General features: G+C 43.4%; 19 protein-coding genes and 2 tRNA genes. All 21 read left to right on the plus strand.

All coding sequences use genetic code 11. The annotated features are described in order from the left end of the window. Positions 1-2: 2 nt before the first annotated feature. The 21 genes from NSU16_RS00315 (at position 3) to ftsH (ending at position 21,164) form a co-directional block, all read left to right on the plus strand. The gene (locus tag NSU16_RS00315) at positions 3-956 is read left to right on the plus strand and encodes a ribose-phosphate diphosphokinase (protein ID WP_010332701.1); all 954 of its coding nucleotides are present in this window, start codon (positions 3-5) and stop codon (positions 954-956) included. An 86-nt stretch (positions 957-1,042) separates the two neighbouring features. Then, positions 1,043-1,660 (plus strand): 50S ribosomal protein L25/general stress protein Ctc, encoded by a 618-nt coding sequence (locus tag NSU16_RS00320; protein WP_339191853.1) that lies wholly within the window; start codon positions 1,043-1,045, stop codon positions 1,658-1,660. 105 nt (positions 1,661-1,765) lie between these two features. Beyond that, positions 1,766-2,332: an aminoacyl-tRNA hydrolase gene (gene pth, locus NSU16_RS00325; RefSeq protein WP_095714732.1), complete on the plus strand. Its 567-nt coding sequence runs from the start codon at positions 1,766-1,768 to the stop codon at positions 2,330-2,332. Between the two features lie 60 nt (positions 2,333-2,392). Beyond that, positions 2,393-2,623: an anti-sigma-F factor Fin family protein gene (locus NSU16_RS00330; protein WP_010332704.1), complete on the plus strand. Its 231-nt coding sequence runs from the start codon at positions 2,393-2,395 to the stop codon at positions 2,621-2,623. A gap of 69 nt (positions 2,624-2,692) precedes the next feature. Then, positions 2,693-6,226: a transcription-repair coupling factor gene (gene mfd / locus NSU16_RS00335; RefSeq protein WP_268445197.1), complete on the plus strand. Its 3,534-nt coding sequence runs from the start codon at positions 2,693-2,695 to the stop codon at positions 6,224-6,226. 136 nt (positions 6,227-6,362) lie between these two features. Beyond that, positions 6,363-6,899: a stage V sporulation protein T gene (gene spoVT / locus NSU16_RS00340; protein ID WP_010332706.1), complete on the plus strand. Its 537-nt coding sequence runs from the start codon at positions 6,363-6,365 to the stop codon at positions 6,897-6,899. 181 nt (positions 6,900-7,080) lie between these two features. Beyond that, on the plus strand, positions 7,081-8,679 hold the full coding sequence (locus NSU16_RS00345) for a polysaccharide biosynthesis protein (protein WP_339192618.1): 1,599 nt from the start codon (positions 7,081-7,083) through the stop codon (positions 8,677-8,679). Then, a complete protein-coding gene (gene mazG / locus NSU16_RS00350) occupies positions 8,669-10,138 on the plus strand; it encodes a nucleoside triphosphate pyrophosphohydrolase (protein ID WP_339191854.1) in 1,470 nt (489 codons plus the stop codon). Before NSU16_RS00345 ends, mazG begins: the two co-directional genes overlap by 11 nt. Before the next feature lies 1 nt (position 10,139). Beyond that, positions 10,140-10,400 (plus strand): RNA-binding S4 domain-containing protein, encoded by a 261-nt coding sequence (locus tag NSU16_RS00355; protein WP_010332709.1) that lies wholly within the window; start codon positions 10,140-10,142, stop codon positions 10,398-10,400. Between the two features lie 78 nt (positions 10,401-10,478). Continuing rightward, positions 10,479-10,781 (plus strand): sporulation protein YabP, encoded by a 303-nt coding sequence (gene yabP / locus NSU16_RS00360; protein ID WP_004264638.1) that lies wholly within the window; start codon positions 10,479-10,481, stop codon positions 10,779-10,781. After that, positions 10,778-11,413, plus strand: coding sequence for a spore cortex biosynthesis protein YabQ (yabQ, locus tag NSU16_RS00365; RefSeq protein ID WP_010332710.1), 636 nt, complete (start codon positions 10,778-10,780; stop codon positions 11,411-11,413). Before yabP ends, yabQ begins: the two co-directional genes overlap by 4 nt. A gap of 17 nt (positions 11,414-11,430) precedes the next feature. Beyond that, complete coding sequence (divIC, locus tag NSU16_RS00370; protein WP_010332711.1) at positions 11,431-11,808, plus strand: cell division protein DivIC; 378 nt, start codon at positions 11,431-11,433, stop codon at positions 11,806-11,808. An 80-nt stretch (positions 11,809-11,888) separates the two neighbouring features. Further along, entirely contained in the window at positions 11,889-12,275 is a 387-nt protein-coding gene (locus tag NSU16_RS00375) for a S1 domain-containing RNA-binding protein (protein ID WP_003218379.1), read from the plus strand. Positions 12,276-12,442: 167 nt separating this feature from the next. Next, positions 12,443-12,519 (plus strand) — tRNA-Met (locus tag NSU16_RS00380). Between the two features lie 9 nt (positions 12,520-12,528). Beyond that, positions 12,529-12,600 (plus strand) — tRNA-Glu (locus NSU16_RS00385). Between the two features lie 198 nt (positions 12,601-12,798). Then, positions 12,799-15,282, plus strand: coding sequence for a stage II sporulation protein E (spoIIE, locus tag NSU16_RS00390; RefSeq protein ID WP_339191855.1), 2,484 nt, complete (start codon positions 12,799-12,801; stop codon positions 15,280-15,282). A gap of 84 nt (positions 15,283-15,366) precedes the next feature. Beyond that, positions 15,367-16,104: a VWA domain-containing protein gene (locus NSU16_RS00395; protein WP_010332713.1), complete on the plus strand. Its 738-nt coding sequence runs from the start codon at positions 15,367-15,369 to the stop codon at positions 16,102-16,104. After that, the gene (locus NSU16_RS00400) at positions 16,070-17,092 is read left to right on the plus strand and encodes a protein kinase family protein (RefSeq protein WP_339191856.1); all 1,023 of its coding nucleotides are present in this window, start codon (positions 16,070-16,072) and stop codon (positions 17,090-17,092) included. Before NSU16_RS00395 ends, NSU16_RS00400 begins: the two co-directional genes overlap by 35 nt. Before the next feature lie 103 nt (positions 17,093-17,195). Further along, complete coding sequence (gene tilS, locus NSU16_RS00405) at positions 17,196-18,608, plus strand: tRNA lysidine(34) synthetase TilS (protein WP_339191857.1); 1,413 nt, start codon at positions 17,196-17,198, stop codon at positions 18,606-18,608. A 2-nt stretch (positions 18,609-18,610) separates the two neighbouring features. Then, positions 18,611-19,153: a hypoxanthine phosphoribosyltransferase gene (gene hpt, locus NSU16_RS00410; RefSeq protein ID WP_010332716.1), complete on the plus strand. Its 543-nt coding sequence runs from the start codon at positions 18,611-18,613 to the stop codon at positions 19,151-19,153. Between the two features lie 97 nt (positions 19,154-19,250). Next, a complete protein-coding gene (ftsH, locus tag NSU16_RS00415; RefSeq protein WP_010332717.1) occupies positions 19,251-21,164 on the plus strand; it encodes an ATP-dependent zinc metalloprotease FtsH in 1,914 nt (637 codons plus the stop codon). Positions 21,165-21,262: the final 98 nt, after the last annotated feature.

A 21,262-nucleotide genomic window follows, 5' to 3' on the forward strand; every position in this document is an offset into this window, starting at 1 on the left:
CCATGTCTAATCAATACGGAGATAAGAATTTAAAGATTTTTTCTTTGAATTCTAATCCAGAGCTTGCAAAAGAAATCGCAGATATAGTTGGAGTTCAATTAGGGAAGTGTTCTGTCACAAGATTTAGTGATGGGGAAGTCCAAATTAATATCGAAGAAAGTATTCGCGGATGTGACTGTTACATCATCCAGTCTACAAGTGATCCCGTTAACGAGCATATTATGGAACTGTTGATTATGGTAGATGCGCTGAAACGCGCTTCAGCAAAAACCATTAACATTGTGATCCCTTACTACGGTTATGCGCGTCAAGACAGAAAAGCTAGATCCCGTGAGCCAATCACAGCAAAACTTTTCGCAAACCTGCTTGAGACTGCCGGTGCGACTCGTGTCATCGCGCTTGATCTGCATGCACCGCAAATTCAAGGATTCTTTGATATACCGATTGACCACTTAATGGGTGTTCCGATTTTAGGAGAATATTTTGAAGGCAAAAACCTTGAAGATATCGTCATTGTTTCACCAGACCACGGCGGTGTGACACGCGCCCGCAAGCTGGCTGACAGACTAAAAGCGCCGATTGCGATCATTGATAAGCGCCGTCCGAGACCGAATGTGGCAGAAGTCATGAATATTGTCGGTAATATCGAAGGGAAGATCGCTATTCTTATCGATGATATCATTGATACAGCCGGCACCATTACACTTGCAGCTAATGCGCTTGTTGAAAATGGAGCAAAAGAAGTATATGCATGCTGTACACATCCGGTACTATCAGGACCTGCTGTAGAACGAATTAATAACTCAACAATTAAAGAGCTTGTTGTGACAAACAGCATCAAGCTCCCTGAAGAAAAGAAAATTGAACGGTTTAAGCAGCTTTCAGTCGGACCGCTTCTGGCTGAAGCGATTATTCGCGTTCATGAGCAGCAATCTGTCAGCTACCTGTTCAGCTAAACCGATGTTTTAAAAGGTTTAAACCTTTATCGTTTTGGGTATTGTTTCTAATAAGACAATAAAACGATAATAGGATGGTGCTGAATATGGCAACGTTAACGGCAAAAGAAAGAACAGGTTTCACCCGTTCGTCTCTTCGGGATATCCGTACTTCAGGACATGTTCCAGGTATCATATATGGAAAAGACACGGAAAACAAACCGGTATCCTTAGACAGTGTGGAACTTATTAAAACACTGAGGGACGAAGGCAAGAATACAGTCCTTACTCTTGACGTCAACGGAAAGAAGCACGCTGTCATGGTAACAGAGCTGCAAACGGACCCGCTGAAAAATGAGGTCACTCATGCTGACTTCCAAGTCGTTAATATGAGTGAGGAAATTGAAGTGGAAGTGCCGATTCATCTGACTGGAGAAGCAATTGGAGTGAAAAATGGAGGCGTATTGCAGCAGCCGCTTTACGCTCTTACTGTGAAGGCTAAGCCAAAAGCAATTCCGCAATCAATCGAGGCAGACATTTCTGGTCTTGATGTAAATGATGTACTCACGATTGAGGACTTGCCTGCTGGCGGTGACTACTCCTTTAATCACGAATCAGATGAGGTTGTGGCTTCCATTCTTCCTCCGCAGCAGCAGGATGCTGCAGAAACAGACGCTGAGGGAACTGCCGATGCTCAGCCTGAAGGTGAAAACAAAGATCAATAATAGCTTAAGGCGTAACCCTCCCGCGGTTACGTCTTTTGTGCTAGAATGAGAAGAATTATAGCCCGTATTAGAGCGGGAGCTTATGTGACTAAGGGAGGATTTTCCATGCTTGTAATTGCCGGCCTCGGAAACCCGGGAAAGAACTATGAAAATACACGGCATAATGTCGGATTTATGGCAATAGACCAGCTTTCGAAGGAATGGAATATTGAGCTGAACCAGAGCAAATTTAACGGATTATATGGAACCGGATTTGTTTCCGGCAAAAAGGTTCTACTTGTTAAACCGCTTACATATATGAATTTATCAGGAGAATGTTTGCGGCCTTTAATGGATTATTATGATGTAGACAACGAAGATTTAAAAGTTATTTACGATGACCTTGATCTGCCGACTGGCAAGATCCGTCTAAGAACGAAAGGCAGTGCGGGTGGGCATAATGGCATCAAATCACTGATCCAGCATCTCGGAACGCCTGAGTTTGATCGCATCCGTATCGGAATCGGGCGGCCTGTGAACGGGATGAAGGTGGTTGATTATGTTTTAGGCACTTTTTCAAAGGATGAAACACCAGCAATTGAAGAAGCGATTGAAAGGTCCGTTAAGGCTTGTGAGGCTTCTCTCAGCAAACCGTTTTTAGAGGTTATGAACGAATTCAACGCGAAGGTATAAAATACATAATCAGAGTCCATACTACACCAAAATGACTTATTCATCAGGAGGGTCCCTTGTATGGCTTTGCATTATTATTGTCGTCATTGCGGAGTAAAAGTTGGAAGTCTGGAATCTTCCATGGTATCGACAAATTCACTTGGGTTTCACCACTTAACAAACGAGGAAAGAAACGATATGATTTCATATAAAGACAATGGAGATGTCCATGTTCATACAATATGTGAAGATTGCCAAGAGGCACTTGAACGAAATCCGCATTACCACGAACATCACACATTTATTCAATAAAAAGCTTTGGTGTAGACACTAGACCAAAGCGTTTTTCTGTTCTTACAGAAAACAGAGAGGAGGGGCCATATGGACAACATTCAAACCTTTATTAAAGAAAGCGATGACTTCAAATCCATCGTCAACGGTTTAAACGAGGGGCTGAAGGAGCAGCTGCTCGCGGGTCTTTCAGGTTCCGCGCGTTCTGTTTTTACTTCTGCTCTGGCTAATGAAACGAATAAGCCTATCTTTCTAATCACCCATAATTTATACCAAGCTCAAAAAGTAACGGATGATCTGACTTCACTTCTTGAGGATCGGTCTGTCCTTCTGTACCCCGTCAATGAACTCATATCATCAGAAATCGCGGTGGCTAGCCCTGAACTGCGGGCGCAGCGCTTAGATGTCATTAATAGATTAACAAACGGAGAAACGCCTATAGTTGTTGCTCCGGTGGCGGCTGTCAGAAGAATGCTGCCGCCGGTAGAGGTGTGGAAAAACAGCCAAATGCTCATTCAGGTGGGTCATGATATCGAACCGGATCAGCTGGCATCCCGACTGGTAGAGGTGGGATACGAGCGGTCTGATATGGTTTCTGCACCCGGTGAATTCAGTATTCGCGGCGGAATTATCGACATTTATCCGCTGACCTCTGAGCATCCGGTCAGAATCGAATTATTCGACACCGAGGTTGATTCCATCCGCAGCTTTAACTCCGATGATCAGCGGTCAATTGAGACCTTGACCTCTATCCGTATCGGTCCGGCAAAGGAACTGATTATCAGAGCTGAAGAAAAAGCACGTGCAATAGAGAAGATGGATAAAGGTCTTGCCGATAGCTTGAAAAAATTAAAGCTCGACAAGCAAAAAGAAATCCTGCATATGAATATTTCTCATGATAAAGAGCGTTTATCTGAAGGCCAGACAGATCAAGAACTGGTGAAGTATCTCTCATATTTCTATGAAAAGCCCGCTAGTTTACTAGATTATACACCTGATAACACACTTCTGATTTTGGATGAGGTCAGCCGGATTCATGAGATGGAAGATCAGTTGCAGAAAGAAGAAGCGGAGTTCATAACAAACCTTCTCGAGGAAGGGAAGATTTTGCATGACCTCAGTTTGTCATTTAGCTTCCAAAAAATAGTGGCTGAGCAAAAACGGCCTCTGCTGTACTATTCTTTGTTTTTGCGGCATGTACAGCATACGAGTCCGCAAAATATCGTCAATGTGTCAAGCAGACAAATGCAGAGTTTTCATGGCCAAATGAACGTACTCTCGGGTGAAATGGAGCGCTTTAAAAAATCAAATTTCACCGTTGTATTCTTAGGAGCAAACAAGGAACGTACACAAAAATTATCATCTGTTCTGGCTGATTATGAAATCGAAGCTGCCGTGACGGACAGCAAAAAAGCGCTTGTTCAGGGACAGGTTTATATCATGGAGGGCGAGCTTCAATCAGGATTTGAGCTGCCGTTAATGAAGCTTGCTGTCATTACTGAAGAGGAATTATTTAAAAACCGCGTGAAAAAGAAGCCTCGAAAACAGAAGCTTACGAATGCAGAGCGCATCAAAAGCTATTCTGAGCTTCAAATCGGTGATTATGTCGTTCATATTAATCACGGGATCGGAAAGTATTTAGGGATTGAAACCCTTGAGATCAATGGAATTCACAAAGACTATTTAAACATTCACTATCAGGGAAGCGACAAGCTTTATGTGCCGGTTGAACAAATTGACCAGGTACAGAAGTATGTCGGCTCTGAAGGAAAAGAACCGAAGCTGTATAAATTGGGCGGCAGCGAATGGAAGCGGGTTAAGAAAAAAGTAGAAACATCGGTTCAAGACATCGCTGATGATTTAATTAAATTGTATGCCGAAAGGGAAGCGAGCAAGGGCTACGCGTTTTCTCCTGATCATGAAATGCAGCGTGAATTTGAATCGGCGTTTCCTTATCAAGAGACGGAAGATCAGCTCCGCTCTATTCACGAAATCAAAAAAGACATGGAAAGAGAGCGGCCGATGGATCGCCTGCTTTGCGGAGACGTAGGTTACGGTAAAACAGAGGTTGCCATCCGTGCGGCGTTTAAGGCGATTGCTGATGGAAAACAGGTCGCACTGCTTGTCCCGACAACCATTTTGGCTCAGCAGCACTATGAGACCATTACAGAGCGCTTTCAGGACTACCCGATGAATATCGGCCTGCTTAGCCGATTCAGAACAAGAAAAGAAGCAAATGAAACGATTAAAGGATTGAAAAACGGAACAGTTGATATCGTCATTGGGACGCACCGATTGTTATCAAAAGATGTTGTTTATAAAGACTTAGGGCTGCTCATCATTGATGAGGAGCAGCGTTTTGGGGTCACCCATAAAGAAAAGATCAAACAGATTAAAGCCAATGTGGATGTATTAACATTAACAGCGACGCCGATTCCCCGTACGCTGCATATGTCTATGCTTGGCGTAAGGGATCTCTCGGTGATCGAGACTCCGCCGGAAAACCGCTTCCCTGTACAGACGTATGTTGTGGAATACAATGGTGCCCTTGTCAGAGAGGCAATTGAGCGCGAGCTTGCGCGCGGAGGCCAAGTCTATTTCTTATACAACAGGGTAGAGGATATCGAACGGAAAGCCGATGAGATTTCAATGCTTGTCCCTGACGCAAAGGTTGCGTATGCACACGGAAAAATGACAGAAAATGAATTAGAAGCTGTCATGCTGAGTTTCCTGGAAGGGGAATCAGACGTTCTCGTCAGCACAACAATTATTGAAACGGGTGTAGATATTCCAAACGTGAATACGCTGATCGTGTTTGACGCCGACAAGATGGGTCTTTCTCAGCTTTATCAGCTGCGGGGACGTGTCGGCCGTTCTAACCGTGTAGCGTATGCGTATTTCACGTATCGCAGGGATAAAGTGCTTACTGAAGTAGCTGAAAAAAGGCTGCAGGCGATTAAAGAATTTACGGAACTGGGATCTGGTTTTAAAATCGCCATGCGCGACTTAACGATTCGCGGAGCCGGAAACCTTCTTGGCGCTCAGCAGCACGGCTTTATCGATTCGGTCGGATTTGACCTCTACTCGCAAATGCTGAAGGAGGCCATTGAAGAGCGGAAAGGCGATACAGCGAAAACGGAGCAATTTGAAACAGAAATTGATCTTGAGCTTGATGCGTACATTCCGGAAACCTACATTCAAGACGGCAAACAGAAAATTGATATGTATAAACGCTTCAGATCTGTGGCTGCAATTGACGAAAAAAATGAACTCCAAGATGAGATGATTGACAGATTTGGGAATTATCCAAAAGAAGTTGAATACTTGTTTACCGTAGCAGAAATGAAGGTCTATGCGAGAAATGAACGGGTCGAATTGATTAAGCAAGATAAAGATGCAGTCAGGATGACCATTTCTGAAGAGGCTAGTGCTGATATTGACGGCCAGAAACTGTTTGAGCTTGGCAACAAATACGGCAGACAAATCGGACTGGGAATGGAAGGGAAAAAGCTCAAAATTTCCGTTCAAACGAAAGGCAAGAGTACGGATGAGTGGCTCGAAACCGTGCTGGGCATGCTGAAGGGCCTTAAAGATGTGAAAAAACAAACCATTTCATCAACGTAAATTTTGTTACTCTCTGGTGTATATTACATTTGATGTGACGGATACTAATTTCAAGCGAGGCGGAAGGTACATAAAGTAACTGCTTTAGGTCTTTCCCACATTGTATATACCATCAAATGAAAGAGAGGCACCAGAGATGAAAGCAACCGGTATCGTACGTCGTATTGATGACTTAGGACGGGTCGTGATTCCTAAAGAAATTCGCAGAACGCTGAGGATCAGGGAAGGGGATCCGCTTGAGATTTTTGTAGATCGTGACGGAGAAGTCATTTTGAAAAAATACTCTCCGATAAGTGAGCTTGGAGACTTTGCAAAGGAGTATGCAGACGCGCTTTATGACAGTCTTGGCCATTCAGTGCTTATCTGTGACCGAGATGTCTACATTGCCGTCTCCGGAAGTTCCAAAAAAGACTACTTAAACAAGCCGATCAGCGAAATGCTGGAAAGAACAATGGATCAGAGAAGTTCTGTGCTTGAGAGTGATACAAAATCCGTGCAGCTTGTAAATGGCATAGATGAAGATATGAGTTCGTATACTGTCGGCCCGATTGTCGCGAATGGCGACCCGATAGGTGCTGTCGTGATTTTTTCAAAGGATCAGACGATGGGCGAAGTTGAGCATAAAGCCGTTGAAACAGCAGCTGGGTTTTTGGCTCGTCAAATGGAACAGTAGGTCTTATTACAATTATCAAAATAGGTATAGGAAGAACAGCTCTCCTTGGGATGCTGTTCTTTTTTGTGCAGGCCGAAAAAGGATTCCAAGGGTTGGGATATGGTATAATAACCACGTTTTTATGTGTACCAAGGCCATTGCAAACTTTGCATTGCCCCTGACGTTGGGAAGGAGCTTTTGGATGGATGATTCAATACGCGTCAAACGGCATTGGATGTGGCAGGGGGCTTTTGTTTTAATTCTGGCAGGCGTTATTTCAAAAATATTGAGCGCCGTTTACAGAGTCCCTTTTCAAAACATTGTCGGCGATGTTGGATTTTATATATATCAGCAGGTATACCCTTTTCTTGGTATTGCCGTCATGCTTTCAACATCAGGATTTCCGGTGATTATTTCTAAACTGATGAATGATTATAGTGAAAAAAGCCATAACACCATAATGAAAATCTCATCGCTGGTTTTATCGGTAATAGGCGGTCTTTTATTTCTGTGTTTATATATGGGGGCTGTTCCGATTGCCCTGTTTATGGGTGATTCTCATCTCGCCCAGTTAATTCAAGTAACTGCATATGCGTTTCTTCTGTTTCCATTTGTCGCGTTGCTCAGAGGCGTTTTTCAAGGGAGGCACGACATGCTCCCATCCGCTTTATCGCAAATTATGGAACAGTTTCTGCGGGTGGCGGTGCTCTTAGGGTTATCTTTTTGGCTCATTAAAAAAGGTGCCTCGCTTTATACTGCGGGAGCGGCAGCTGCTTCTGGTTCTCTTGCCGGGAGTTTGATTGCACTTATCATCCTCGTCTTTTTTTGGTTCAAAACGAAAAAGCCTGAAAAAGCGGAAATAGAAAAAGAAAATTACATTACAACAAATCAATTAATGAAGAAACTGCTTTTATATTCAGTAACGATCTGTGTAAGCAGCCTGCTGCTTTTGTTTATCCAGCTTGTCGATGCACTGAATTTATATTCTTTGCTGTCTGGCGGTGAGGTGAGTGAAGAGGCAAAGCGGCTGAAAGGAATTTATGACCGGGGGCAGCCTCTGTTGCAGCTCGGTTCTGTTTTCGCAATGAGCATCGGGACCTCACTCGTACCGTTGATTTCAAAGGCGGTAAAGGAGAATCAGGTGCAGGTGATGAAACAAAAAGTGACGTCTTCCTTAAAGCTGTGTCTTGCGATTGGCGTTGCGGCGTCTGCTGGCCTCATCTGCATCCTCAAGCCGGTCAACATTATGCTGTTTCAAAATGGCGAAGGAACAGCTGCGTTGCAGATATTTAGCTGCTCCATTTTGTTTGCGTCTTTGGCGGTCACGGCTGCAGCTGTCTTACAGGGAGCGGGAAACACGGTGTTCCCTGCAATAGCAGTAGGCGCAGGTGTGGCTGTGAAATGGGTGTTAAATACCTTTTTGGTTCCGCACTATGGAATTGAAGGGGCGGCATTTGCAACAGCGGCTTCTTTTGCAACTGTCGCAGGCCTCAATCTCTATCGCTTGCGGCAAAAAGAATGGATGGACAAGCTAAAGAGCACTATGCTTCCAATTATTGGATCCGCTATATTAATGTCGGCTGTCTTGCTTGCTTATTTACGCCTTTGGTCTTTTCTGTTTGATGCAGAAGGAAGAGGATATGCGGCAGTTGAAAGTGTTTCGGCTGTTGCCATTGGAGGCGCGGTGTTTATTTATTGTATGATAAAGTTGGGAATATTTACGAATGAAGAGCTTAACAGTGTGCCTTTTGGCAGCAAGTTAAGCAAACTCACCAGAAGGAGAGAACAAAATGGCAGGTAATATTACAGTCGTCGGGCTTGGCGCCGGAGACATGGACCAGTTGACAATTGGCATACATAAGCTGCTGACAAAGGCGGACACTCTGTTTGTCAGAACCAAAGACCATCCTTTAATTCAAGAGCTAGAAAGCGAAACGCAGAACATTCGTTATTTTGATGATATATATGAGAAACACGACCAGTTTGATGCGGTATACGAGGAAATTACTGATATTCTCTTTGAAGAAGCGAAGCATCAGGACGTTGTTTATGCTGTTCCGGGGCATCCATTTGTAGCAGAAAAAACAGTACAGCTGCTGACGGAGCGGCAGGAAGAAAAAAACATTCAGGTGAAAGTCGCGGGAGGACAAAGCTTTCTTGATGCCACTTTTAATGCCTTGCAAATTGATCCCATTGAAGGCTTTCAATTTGTGGATGCCGGGACATTAAGCGCGGATGAGCTTGAGCTCAGACACCACCTGATCATTTGTCAGGTATACGACCAAATGACTGCATCCGAAGTGAAGCTGACATTAATGGAGAAGCTGCCGGATGATTATGAAGTTGTGATTGTAACAGCAGCCGGAAGCCGTGATGAGGATATTCGGAGAGTGCCCTTATTTGAACTGGACCGCAATGTCGCCATGAATAACTTAACAAGTGTGTATATTCCGCCGATTAAAGAAGAGAAGCTGCTGTACCAGGAGTTCTCCGCGTTTCGGCGCATTATTAGAGAGCTTCGCGGGCCCAACGGCTGTCCGTGGGATAAAAAGCAGACTCATCAGTCATTAAAACAATACATGATTGAAGAGTGTTATGAACTTCTCGAAGCAATTGACGAAGAAGACACAGACCATATGATCGAAGAGCTTGGCGATGTTTTGCTTCAGGTCCTGCTTCACGCGCAAATTGGTGAAGATGATGGTTATTTCACAATAGATGATGTAATTAAAGGGATTAGTGAAAAAATGGTCCGAAGACATCCCCATGTGTTTAAAGATGTTAAGGTTCAGGATGAAAACGATGTTTTAGCAAATTGGGAAGATATTAAAAAAGCCGAAAAACATACATCTGATGCATCCTTGTTAGACACCGTCCCGAAAACCCTTCCTGCGCTTTCTAAAGCCGCTAAATTGCAGAAAAAAGCGGCAAAAGTCGGTTTTGACTGGGAAGATGTGAGTGATATGTGGGAAAAGGTGAATGAGGAGATAAAGGAATTTTCTTCAGAGGCTACTGAAGACCCTCATGAACACAATCTCAAGGCTGAATTTGGCGATGTTCTCTTCGCCTTGGTGAATGTAGCCCGCTTCTACAAGATAGAACCGGAGGAAGCATTGGCGATGACGAACGATAAATTCAGGAGACGTTTCTCTTATATTGAGCAAACAGCGAAGGAAAAGGGAATCGAGTTGGCTAATATGTCTCTTGAGGACATGGACAACCTGTGGAATGAAGCAAAAGAAACTGAGAGGGGATCATAAAATGAGATTAGATAAATTTTTAAAAGTATCACGGCTGATTAAACGACGTACACTAGCGAAGGAAGTAGCTGATCAAGGCAGAATCTCCATTAACGGAAATCAGGCTAAAGCAAGTTCAGACGTAAAACCTGGAGATGAATTAACGGTCCGCTTCGGCCAAAAGCTTGTAACGGTTCAAATAAATGAGCTTAAAGACACAACGAAAAAAGAAGAAGCCGCAAACATGTATACAGTGCTAAAGGAAGAAAAACTCGGCGAATAGGCTTGTTCTAAAAGAATCCCCCGCCTCATACAATGCAGTAATAATGCTAAAAGTATCGAGGATATGGGGGCTGAATAGATGAATTCATATTATGAGCAAAAAGGTTCTTCGTCTGTTCCGGAACAGCATGATGTGACAATGAAAGGCCGGAAACATTTAGATATATCTGGGGTTAAGCATGTTGAAAGCTTTGATAACGAAGAATTCCTGCTGGAAACAGTGATGGGAATGCTCTCAGTCAGAGGCGAAAACCTTCAAATGAAAAATCTAGATGTGGAAAAAGGGATTGTTTCGATCAAAGGCAGGGTATTTGATTTAGTGTATTTAGACGAGCAACAAGGGGATAAAGCTAAAGGGTTTTTTAGCAAGTTGTTTAAATGACGCTGACGACACAATTCTATACAATGCTGGCGATGTCCGGTATGGGCCTCTGGCTTGGCGCGTCGCTTGATACGTACAGGCTCTTTGTCATTCGTGCCAGAACAGCCAGATGGCTTTTATTTATTCATGATATTCTTTTCTGGATTGTGCAAGGGCTGCTCTTCTTTTATGTCTTGCTTCATGTAAATGAGGGAGAATTCAGGCTGTACATTTTTTTGGCGGTTCTGCTGGGCGTTGCGACGTATCAAAGCCTTTGCAAACGAATCTATATAAAAATACTGAAATTCGTCATTTATCTTGTTGTTTCTGTTTATCAATTCTTTAAAAAGCTCATTCAGCACGTGTTATTTCGTCCTATTGTGTGGACATGCGGAGTCATCATCTGGCTGGTCACGTTTCTCTTTCAGAGAACATACCGCCTGATCGTGTTTCTCTTGTTATGTCTTTATAAAATAGTCATGGTTCTGTGTTTTCCGATCCGCTTTATCGTTAAACAATGTATGAAACTTCTTCCTGAAAAACTGCGTCTAACTTTCAGACGATATTTTCAAAAAGGTGCAGGATTTCTAAAAAAGAAGAAGAAACTATTGGTAACCATAAGAACGACCATTACACGTTTTTTGAAGAGATGAAAGGAGGACCGTCTGATTTGAATTTTTCCAGGGAACGAACGATAACTGAAATACAAAACGACTATAAAGAAAAAGTAGAGCGGCAAAATCAGCTGAAGAAAAGAAGAAGAAAAGGGCTGTACAGACGGTTGACTGTATTCGGCGCCCTCGTATTTCTGACGGCAATTGTACTGGCAAGCTCAGTATGGAGCCAAACATCTTCCCTTAGCGCAAAAGAAGAAAAGAAAGAACAGCTTGAAAAAGAACTGAAGAATTTAAAGACAAAGCAAACAGATTTAAAAGAAGAAATATCCAAATTAAAAGATGAAGATTACGTCACAGAGCTTGCCAGAAGGGACTTATTCATGTCTGGAGACGGTGAAATAATCTTTAATGTGGAGAAGAAGAACAAGTAGCCTTGTTGACACTTAAATTTTTATTTAGGTATAATTAAGCAAACGATCTTTTTATAAGCCTAAGGAGGAGCACTTTTTTTATGTCGATTGAAGTGGGCAGCAAGTTGCAAGGGAAAATTACAGGTATTACAAATTTTGGAGCATTTGTTGAATTGCCTGGAGGCTCAACCGGTCTCGTTCATATCAGTGAGGTAGCCGATAATTATGTTAAAGACATTAATGATCACTTAAAAGTCGGCGACCAAGTTGAAGTGAAAGTCATCAACGTTGAAAAAGACGGGAAAATTGGTTTATCTATTAAAAAAGCTAAAGACCGTCCGCAAGCCAGACCTAGAAATGATTTCCGTCCGAAAGAATCTTTTGAACAGAAAATGAACAAGTTTTTAAAAGATAGCGAAGATCGCTTGTCATCTTTAAAACGCAATACGGAATCAAAACGTGGAGGGCGCGGAGCAAGAAGAGGATAACTTGCTGCTTTCTATAAATAAATGAAGCATCCGTTCTTCCCAACGGGTGCTTTTTTTATATGCTCTTTCAAGGTAAGAGTCAGAAAATTATAACATTAAAGTTTCTGTTGACGAAAAGGACAAACCTTTGTATTATATAACTTGTGCTTAGAAGCACCAAACATTATGGCGGTGTAGCTCAGCTGGCTAGAGCGTACGGTTCATACCCGTGAGGTCGGGGGTTCGATCCCCTCCGCCGCTACCATATTTGTTAGGCCCGTTGGTCAAGCGGTTAAGACACCGCCCTTTCACGGCGGTAACACGGGTTCGAATCCCGTACGGGTCATACTGAAAATCGGTTTCTGTTACAGAAGCCGATTTTTTTCATTTTTAGACATCTTTCTGGAAATTCTCCGCATAAACGAATTTCAGGGCAGAAACCGTCGAAGACTTCTTTGGTATACTTACCTTCTTTTGACAAAATCCTATCTGTGCTTTCGCTATAATGACAGGCAACGAATATAACAGGTGGGAGATGAGAGAAATGGAAAAAGCAGAAAGAAGAGTGAACGGGCCAATGGCGGGACAAGCTTTTGAAAAACTCCAATCGTTTTTTAACAGGGGAGCGAAGCTGGTGACTCATCATTTGCATTCACTGTTTTTCTATAAAGGATTCATTTATGTCGTCATCGGATTTTTGCTTGGACGAGCTTTCATATTATCCGAGGTCCTTCCTTTCGCCCTTCCTTTCTTTGGGGCAATGCTTCTAATCAGAAGAGACAAGGCGCTGTATGCAGTGCTGGCTGTGCTTGCAGGTGCAATGACAATTTCTCCGAAGCACTCATTACTGATATTAGCGGCGTTGCTTGCATTCTTCGTGTTTTCTAAAGTAGCATCCTTTATCACAGATGATCGTGTGAAAGCACTTCCGATTGTCGTGTTCTTCTCCATGGCGGCGACAAGATTCGGGTTTGTTTACGCCCAGAATGGCGCGTTTACAACCTATGATTATGTGATGGCTGTTGTAGAAGCGGGGCTTTCCTTTATTTTAACGCTGATTTTCCTCCAGAGCCTTCCGATTTTTACAGTGAAGAAAGTAAAACAATCCTTAAAAATAGAAGAAATCATTTGCTTTATGATTTTGATTGCTTCGGTGCTGACTGGACTAGCAGGCTTGTCCTATCAAGGAATGCAGGCAGAACATATACTGGCCCGTTATGTTGTATTAAGCTTTTCCTTCATCGGCGGTGCAAGCATCGGCTGTACAGTGGGTGTCGTGACGGGCCTGATTCTCGGCTTGGCCAATATCGGAAATCTCTATCAAATGAGTCTGCTCGCTTTTTCGGGCTTATTAGGCGGTTTGCTGAAAGAAGGAAAAAAAGCAGGTGCGGCAATCGGGCTGATTATCGGATCGCTTCTTATTTCTCTATATGGAGAAGGCTCTGCCGGTCTGATGACAACGCTCTATGAGTCATTAATAGCGGTCGGCCTGTTCCTGCTTACGCCTCAGTCCATTACAAGAAAAGTGGCGAGATATATTCCGGGCACTGTGGAACATCTTCAGGAGCAGCAGCAATACGCGAGAAAAATCAGAGATGTCACTGCTCAAAAGGTGGACCAGTTCTCCAATGTATTTCATGCATTGTCAGAAAGCTTTGCAACCTTTTATCAAGCGTCTGACGAACAAACAGATGACAGCGAGGTCGATCTGTTTTTAAGCAAAATTACAGAGCATTCCTGTCAAACGTGCTACAAGAAAAACAGGTGCTGGGTTCAGAACTTTGATAAAACATATGATTTAATGAAACAAGTTATGCTTGAAACAGAGGAAAAACAGTATGCTTCAAACCGAAGGCTGAAAAAAGAGTTTCACCAGTATTGTTCTAAATCGCGTCAGGTTGAAGAGCTGATAGAGGATGAACTTGCCTATCATCATGCGCATTTAACCCTTAAGAAGAAAGTGCAGGACAGCAGGCGGCTTGTGGCTGAACAGCTTTTAGGTGTTTCAGAGGTCATGGCAGACTTTTCTCGGGAAATAAAAAGGGAGAGGGAGCAGCACTTTATCCAAGAAGAACAAATTATTGATGCGCTTCAGCATTTTGGAATAGAGATTCAGCAGGTGGAGATTTACAGCCTTGAACAGGGGAACATTGATATCGAAATGACAATCCCATTCAGCGGACATGGAGAAAGTGAAAAAATCATAGCGCCTATGCTTTCTGACATTTTGGAAGAGCAGGTTCTCGTGAAAGCCGAGCAGCATTCTCCTCATCCAAATGGATACAGCCATGTCGCGTTTGGCTCAACCAAATCGTACAGAGTGTCTACCGGTGCGGCTCATGCAGCGAAGGGCGGCGGCCTTGTCTCCGGCGACAGCTACAGCATGATGGAGCTGGGCGCAAGAAAATATGCAGCTGCTATCAGTGACGGGATGGGCAATGGCGCGAGGGCTCACTTTGAAAGCAATGAAACGATTAAACTTCTTGAAAAGATCCTTGAATCAGGAATAGATGAAAAAATAGCAATCAAAACAATCAACAGCATACTGTCTCTGCGGACAACGGATGAGATATATTCCACGCTCGATCTTTCTATTATCGATCTGCAGGATGCGAGCTGTAAGTTTTTAAAGGTTGGATCAACACCGAGCTTTATCAAACGGGGTGAGCAGGTGATGAAAGTCCAAGCGAGCAATCTGCCAATCGGCATTATTAACGAGTTCGATGTTGAGGTTGTGAGTGAACAGCTGAAGGCGGGAGACCTCCTGATCATGATGAGTGACGGTATTTTCGAAGGCCCTAAACATGTGGAAAATCATGATTTATGGATGAAGCGCAAAATGAAAGGGTTAAAAACGGATGATCCGCAGGAAATTGCTGACTTACTTATGGAGGAAGTGATTCGCACAAGGTCAGGCCAAATTGATGATGATATGACAGTTGTTGTCGTCCGAATTGATCATAATACACCAAAGTGGGCTTCTATTCCAGTTCCGGCCATCTTTCAAAGCAAACAAGAAATTTCATAACGCTTCCGTATAAATCAATTTTCTTCTGGCGATGATGGAACTATATGAATCTGAGAATCATCGTATTCTCCAGGAGGAATGAATGTGAACAACGGACGTTTGAATCAAATTCTGCTGATAACGGATGGCTGCTCAAATCACGGTGAAGACCCGCTTGCTATGGCTGCTTTTGCTAAAGAGCAAGGGATTACAGTAAATGTCATAGGTATAATGGAAGAAAACAAAATTGACCAAGAGGCTATGAAAGAAGTCGAAGGGATTGCGCTTGCTGGAGGCGGCGTGCATCAGGTCGTCTACGCATCACAGCTTTCGCAAACGGTTCAGATGGTAACAAAAAAAGCAATGACGCAAACCCTGCAAGGGGTGGTGAATCAAGAACTGAAGCAAATCCTAGGAAAGAATGTGGAAATGGAGGAGCTTTCTCCGGAAAAACGCGGCGAAGTCATGGAAGTGGTAGATGAACTGGGAGAAACGGTGCATCTTCAGGTTTTGGTTCTCGTTGATACAAGCGCTAGTATGGCGCCAAAGCTCCCTACAGTGAAAGAAGCACTGATTGACTTGTCCGTGAGTCTTAACTCCCGAATAGGGAATAACGAATTTGCGATGTGTATATTTCCCGGGAAAAAACAAGAGGTCGAGCTTGTGCTAAATTGGACACCGAAGCTGCAATCTCTTTCCACACTCTTTGCGAAGCTATCGACAGGCGGCATCACGCCGACAGGTCCAGCGATTCGTGAAGCAACACAGCAATTCGAAAAAATCCGCTCAAGAAGGAGCATGCTGGCAGATGATGAACGACACTTTGACGAGTTTGGCATGTAGCCTCAAGCCGGGAACGAGAGTGAAAGGCAAGTGGAATGGAAATACTTACACATTGCGTAAACAGCTTGGAAAAGGGGCCAATGGAATTGTGTATTTGGCAGAAGCATCAGATGGACATGTTGCCTTAAAGGTAAGTGATGACAGCCTGTCTATTACTTCTGAAGTGAATGTCTTAAAATCTTTTTCAAAGGCCCAGTCCGTAACGATGGGGCCTTCTTTTTTTGACACTGATGATGCCTTTATTCCCAGCGCTAATACAAAGGTATCGTTTTATGCAATGGAATACATAAAAGGCCCATTGCTTTTACAATTTGTCAGTGACAAAGGAGCAGAATGGATTCCGGTTTTGATGATTCAGCTGTTAACCAGCTTATCCGTGCTTCATCAGCAAGGATGGATATTCGGCGACCTTAAGCCGGATAATCTGATTGTCACTGGCCCGCCGGCAAGAATCCGCTGCATAGATGTAGGCGGAACAACCAAGGAGGGCCGGGCAATAAAAGAGTATACCGAGTTTTACGACAGAGGATATTGGGGGTATGGGACAAGAAAAGCAGAGCCTTCTTACGACTTGTTTGCGGTTGCTATGATTATGATCAACTGCGTACATAAAAAGGAATTCAAAAAAACAAGCCAGCCAAAGGAACAGCTGCAAACTTTAATCGAAGGCAGTCCGGTGCTGCGAAAGTATAAAAAAGTGCTTGTTGCTGCTCTGAATGGCAATTATGATTCCGCTGACGAGATGAAAAGAGAGATGCTCGCAGCAGGGCAAAAGGCAGTGCAAAGAAAACAAGCTGGAAAAAACCCAACTCCGACGCAATCTATCTCAAGACAAAGACAGCAAAATATGCGCCAGGGAAAAGTTACACAGACGAGATATGCACCTAAAAAGAAAGGCTCGAAGTCCGGAGGGTTATTCGAAACGGCTCTTATCGTAATCAGTGTTTTGGCGCTTTATTTCGCTTACATTATCTTTTTCCTTATTTGATAGCCGCAATCTGCAATACCCATGCTTCTTCTTTGCTTGGAAGGATTGAAAGTGATAGGATATGAATATCTTTAAAATACCTGCTCATTGTGAGGAGGACATTGTGAACAGTGTCAAAGATTTTTTTATCAAACACAATCTTACGTTAAAAGGGGCGACAATTATTGTAGGCGTTTCCGGCGGTCCGGATTCGATGGCTCTCCTTCACGTGCTTCATACGTTATACGGCCGTTCAGCCAATGTGATTGCAGCTCACGTTGACCACCGGTTCAGAGGGGCGCAATCTGAGGAAGACATGCGTTTTGTCCAAGCGTATTGTGAGGCTGAACAGATCAAATGTGAAACGGCTCAAATCAATGTAACTGCGTATGCTGAGAAAAACGGTCTCAATAAGCAGGCAGCTGCCCGTGATTGCCGATATCAGTTTTTAAAGGAAGTGATGTCCAAGCATCAAGCGGATTATCTTGCACTTGCTCATCATGGAGATGATCAGGTTGAAACAATGCTTATGAGACTGGCCAAAGGCACACTCGGAGCTGGACTAGCCGGCATGCAGCCGGTAAGGCGGTTTGAAACGGGACGGATTATCAGACCATTTCTAGCTATTACAAAAGAAGAGATCCTTCATTATTGCCATGAAAACGCTTTGAGCTACCGGACGGACGAAAGCAACGCCAAAGATGATTACACTAGAAACAGATTCAGAAAAGCAGTGCTCCCTTTTTTGAAACAAGAATCACCGGATGTGCATAAAAGGTTTCAGAAAGTAAGCGAAGCACTGACTGAAGATGAGCAATTCTTACAGTCATTAACGAAAGAAGAAATGAATAAAGTAATCACAAGCCAGTCTAAAATATCAGTTGAAATCAATTCCTCTCAATTGCTTGCCCTCCCGATGCCTTTACAAAGAAGAGGAGTTCAACTAATATTAAACTATCTTTATGAAAACGTTCCATCATCCTTTTCAGCTCATCATATTCAGCAGTTCTTGAATTGGGCGGATAAGGGCGGTCCTTCAGGAGTACTGGACTTTCCGAAAGGACTGAAGGTGGTCAAATCATATCAGACATGTTTGTTTACATTTGAACAATGGCAGTGCAAAAATGTTCCCTTTGAATATCAAATAAGCGGAGCTGCCGATGAGACGGCATTGCTTCCAAACGGATTTCTGATAGAGGCAAAGCGTAACGCGGAATCTCTTGAAGGACAAGGGAATTCAGTTTTTATTACAAGTCAAGATAAGGTGAGATTTCCCTTAACGATCCGGACAAGAAAAGCCGGCGATCGGATAAAACTAAAAGGGATGAACGGCTCGAAAAAGGTAAAGGATATATTTATTGATAAAAAATTGCCTCTGCAAGAAAGAGACAACTGGCCGGTTGTGACGGATGCAAGCGGTGAAATTATCTGGATACCGGGCTTGAAAAAATCCATTTTTGAAGATCTTGTGATTCCAAACAGTGACCGCATTGTATTACAATATAGACAGCATGAAAAGTGTAGGGGGCAAGCATAATCATGATGAAACATGATATTGAAACAGTTCTGATCTCAGAGGAAGAGATACAAGAGAAAGTAAAAGAGTTAGGTGCAGACTTAACAAGCGAGTATCAAGATAAATTTCCGTTGGCAATTGGTGTATTAAAAGGAGCTCTTCCTTTTATGGCGGATCTTCTGAAACACATTGATACATATTTGGAAATGGATTTCATGGATGTATCAAGCTACGGAAATTCCACGGTTTCATCTGGAGAAGTAAAAATCATTAAAGATTTGGATACATCTGTAGAGGGCCGGGACATCTTAATTATTGAAGATATTATCGACAGTGGGTTAACCTTAAGTTATCTAGTAGAGCTCTTCCGATACCGTAAAGCAAAATCAATTAAGATTGTTACCCTTTTGGATAAACCAAGCGGAAGAAAAGCGGACATTAAAGCAGACTTCGTCGGCTTTAAAGTTCCAGACGCGTTTGTAGTGGGTTACGGACTTGATTATGCTGAGCGCTATCGCAATCTGCCTTATATCGGAGTGTTAAAACCGGCAGTTTATGAAAGCTGATCGGCAGCCTGCTTCCGAGATGGTTATTGGTTGTATTGGAATGATTTTCTATGGTACTATTGAACATAGTTGTGCTTACTGTGGGAGGAGGTAAGGAATGAATCGGGTCTTCCGTAATACCATTTTTTATTTACTTATTTTATTAGTAGTAATCGGGGTTGTGAGCTACTTCCAGACCTCAAATCCGAAAACAGAAAATATGTCGTACAGCACGTTCATCAAAAACCTGGATGACGGGAAAGTTGATAGCGTGTCGGTTCAGCCTGTCAGAGGTGTTTATGAGGTAAAAGGACAGCTGAAAAATTACGACAAGGATCAATACTTTTTGACTCATGTTCCTGAAGGAAAGGGAGCAGACCAGATCTTTAATGCTTTAAAAAAGACAGATGTAAAGGTTGATCCCGCTCAAGAAACAAGCGGATGGGTAACGTTCCTGACGACCATCATTCCATTTGTCATTATCTTTATTCTGTTCTTCTTCCTGCTCAATCAAGCTCAAGGCGGCGGTAGCCGTGTCATGAACTTTGGTAAGAGTAAGGCGAAGCTATATACAGAGGAAAAGAAACGCGTCAAATTTAAAGACGTTGCAGGGGCAGACGAGGAGAAACAAGAACTCGTGGAAGTTGTTGAATTTCTGAAAGATCCCCGCAAGTTTGCCGAGCTTGGCGCAAGAATTCCTAAAGGTGTGCTTTTAGTCGGACCTCCGGGTACCGGTAAAACACTTCTTGCAAGAGCATCAGCCGGTGAAGCCGGTGTGCCATTCTTCAGCATCAGCGGATCTGATTTCGTTGAAATGTTTGTAGGTGTCGGTGCTTCCCGTGTGCGTGACTTGTTCGAAAACGCGAAAAAGAATGCGCCTTGTTTGATCTTCATTGATGAGATTGACGCAGTCGGACGCCAGCGTGGAGCGGGTCTCGGCGGCGGACACGATGAACGTGAACAGACGCTCAACCAATTGCTTGTTGAAATGGACGGATTCAGTGCCAATGAAGGAATTATCATCATTGCCGCAACGAACCGTGCGGACATCTTGGACCCAGCCTTACTCCGTCCGGGACGTTTTGACCGTCAAATCACAGTGGACCGCCCAGATGTAATCGGACGTGAAGCTGTATTGAAAGTCCATGCGCGAAACAAACCGCTGGATGAAACGGTAAACCTGAAATCGATTGCCATGAGAACACCTGGTTTCTCAGGCGCTGACTTAGAAAACCTATTGAATGAAGCTGCTCTTGTGGCGGCTCGTCAAAATAAGAAAAAAATCGATGCTCGCGACATTGATGAAGCTACGGACCGAGTTATTGCCGGACCAGCTAAGAAAAGCCGCGTCATTTCGAAGAAAGAACGCAATATCGTGGCATATCATGAAGGCGGACACACCGTTATCGGACTCGTTTTAGATGAGGCTGATATGGTTCATAAAGTAACGATTGTTCCTCGGGGTCAGGCTGGCGGTTATGCCGTTATGCTTCCAAGAGAAGACCGTTACTTCCAGACAAAGCCGGAGCTGCTTGATAAAATTGTCGGTCTCTTGGGCGGACGTGTTGCTGAAGAAATTATCTTTGGTGAAGTCAGCACAGGAGCACACAATGACTTCCAGCGTGCGACGAATATTGCAAGACGAATGGTTACAGAATTCGGTATGTCAGAGAAACTGGGGCCGCTGCAATTTGGACAGTCTCAGGGTGGCCAGGTATTCCTAGGCCGTGATTTCAACAACGAACAAAACTACAGTGATCAAATTGCCTACGAAATTGATCAGGAAATTCAGCGCATTATCAAAGAGTGTTACGAGCGTGCGAAAACAATCCTGACAGAAAATCGTGACAAGCTTGAATTGATTGCTCAGACGCTTCTGGAAGTTGAAACACTGGATGCCGAACAAATCAAACACCTTGTCGATCACGGAACATTGCCTGAGCGTAAGTTCTCAGATGATGAGAAGAACGATGATGTGAAAGTAAACATTCTGTCAAAAACAGAAGAAAAGAAAGACGATACAAAAGAGTAACGCTTTCTGATAAAAACTGCCGGCTGACGCTGGCAGTTTTTTTATGTGAATCAGCCTCTGCTGCCGTCTTTTCAATCAGCCAATCATGGTATCGATTT

Origin of the sequence: Bacillus sp. FSL K6-1003 (assembly GCF_037964945.1) — a bacterium.
GTDB lineage: Bacteria > Bacillota > Bacilli > Bacillales > Bacillaceae > Bacillus > Bacillus mojavensis.

Bases quoted from the DNA above. Each gene is read 5' to 3' on its own strand.
- NSU16_RS00315 (WP_010332701.1), top strand. From the start codon at position 3: ATGTCTAATCAATACGGAGATAAGAATTTAAAGATTTTTTCTTTGAAT.
- NSU16_RS00320 (WP_339191853.1), top strand. From the start codon at position 1,043: ATGGCAACGTTAACGGCAAAAGAAAGAACAGGTTTCACCCGTTCGTCT.
- pth (WP_095714732.1), top strand. From the start codon at position 1,766: ATGCTTGTAATTGCCGGCCTCGGAAACCCGGGAAAGAACTATGAAAAT.
- NSU16_RS00330 (WP_010332704.1), top strand. From the start codon at position 2,393: ATGGCTTTGCATTATTATTGTCGTCATTGCGGAGTAAAAGTTGGAAGT.
- mfd (WP_268445197.1), top strand. From the start codon at position 2,693: ATGGACAACATTCAAACCTTTATTAAAGAAAGCGATGACTTCAAATCC.
- spoVT (WP_010332706.1), top strand. From the start codon at position 6,363: ATGAAAGCAACCGGTATCGTACGTCGTATTGATGACTTAGGACGGGTC.
- NSU16_RS00345 (WP_339192618.1), top strand. From the start codon at position 7,081: ATGGATGATTCAATACGCGTCAAACGGCATTGGATGTGGCAGGGGGCT.
- mazG (WP_339191854.1), top strand. From the start codon at position 8,669: ATGGCAGGTAATATTACAGTCGTCGGGCTTGGCGCCGGAGACATGGAC.
- NSU16_RS00355 (WP_010332709.1), top strand. From the start codon at position 10,140: ATGAGATTAGATAAATTTTTAAAAGTATCACGGCTGATTAAACGACGT.
- yabP (WP_004264638.1), top strand. From the start codon at position 10,479: ATGAATTCATATTATGAGCAAAAAGGTTCTTCGTCTGTTCCGGAACAG.
- yabQ (WP_010332710.1), top strand. From the start codon at position 10,778: ATGACGCTGACGACACAATTCTATACAATGCTGGCGATGTCCGGTATG.
- NSU16_RS00375 (WP_003218379.1), top strand. From the start codon at position 11,889: ATGTCGATTGAAGTGGGCAGCAAGTTGCAAGGGAAAATTACAGGTATT.
- spoIIE (WP_339191855.1), top strand. From the start codon at position 12,799: ATGGAAAAAGCAGAAAGAAGAGTGAACGGGCCAATGGCGGGACAAGCT.
- NSU16_RS00400 (WP_339191856.1), top strand. From the start codon at position 16,070: ATGATGAACGACACTTTGACGAGTTTGGCATGTAGCCTCAAGCCGGGA.
- hpt (WP_010332716.1), top strand. From the start codon at position 18,611: ATGATGAAACATGATATTGAAACAGTTCTGATCTCAGAGGAAGAGATA.
- ftsH (WP_010332717.1), top strand. From the start codon at position 19,251: ATGAATCGGGTCTTCCGTAATACCATTTTTTATTTACTTATTTTATTA.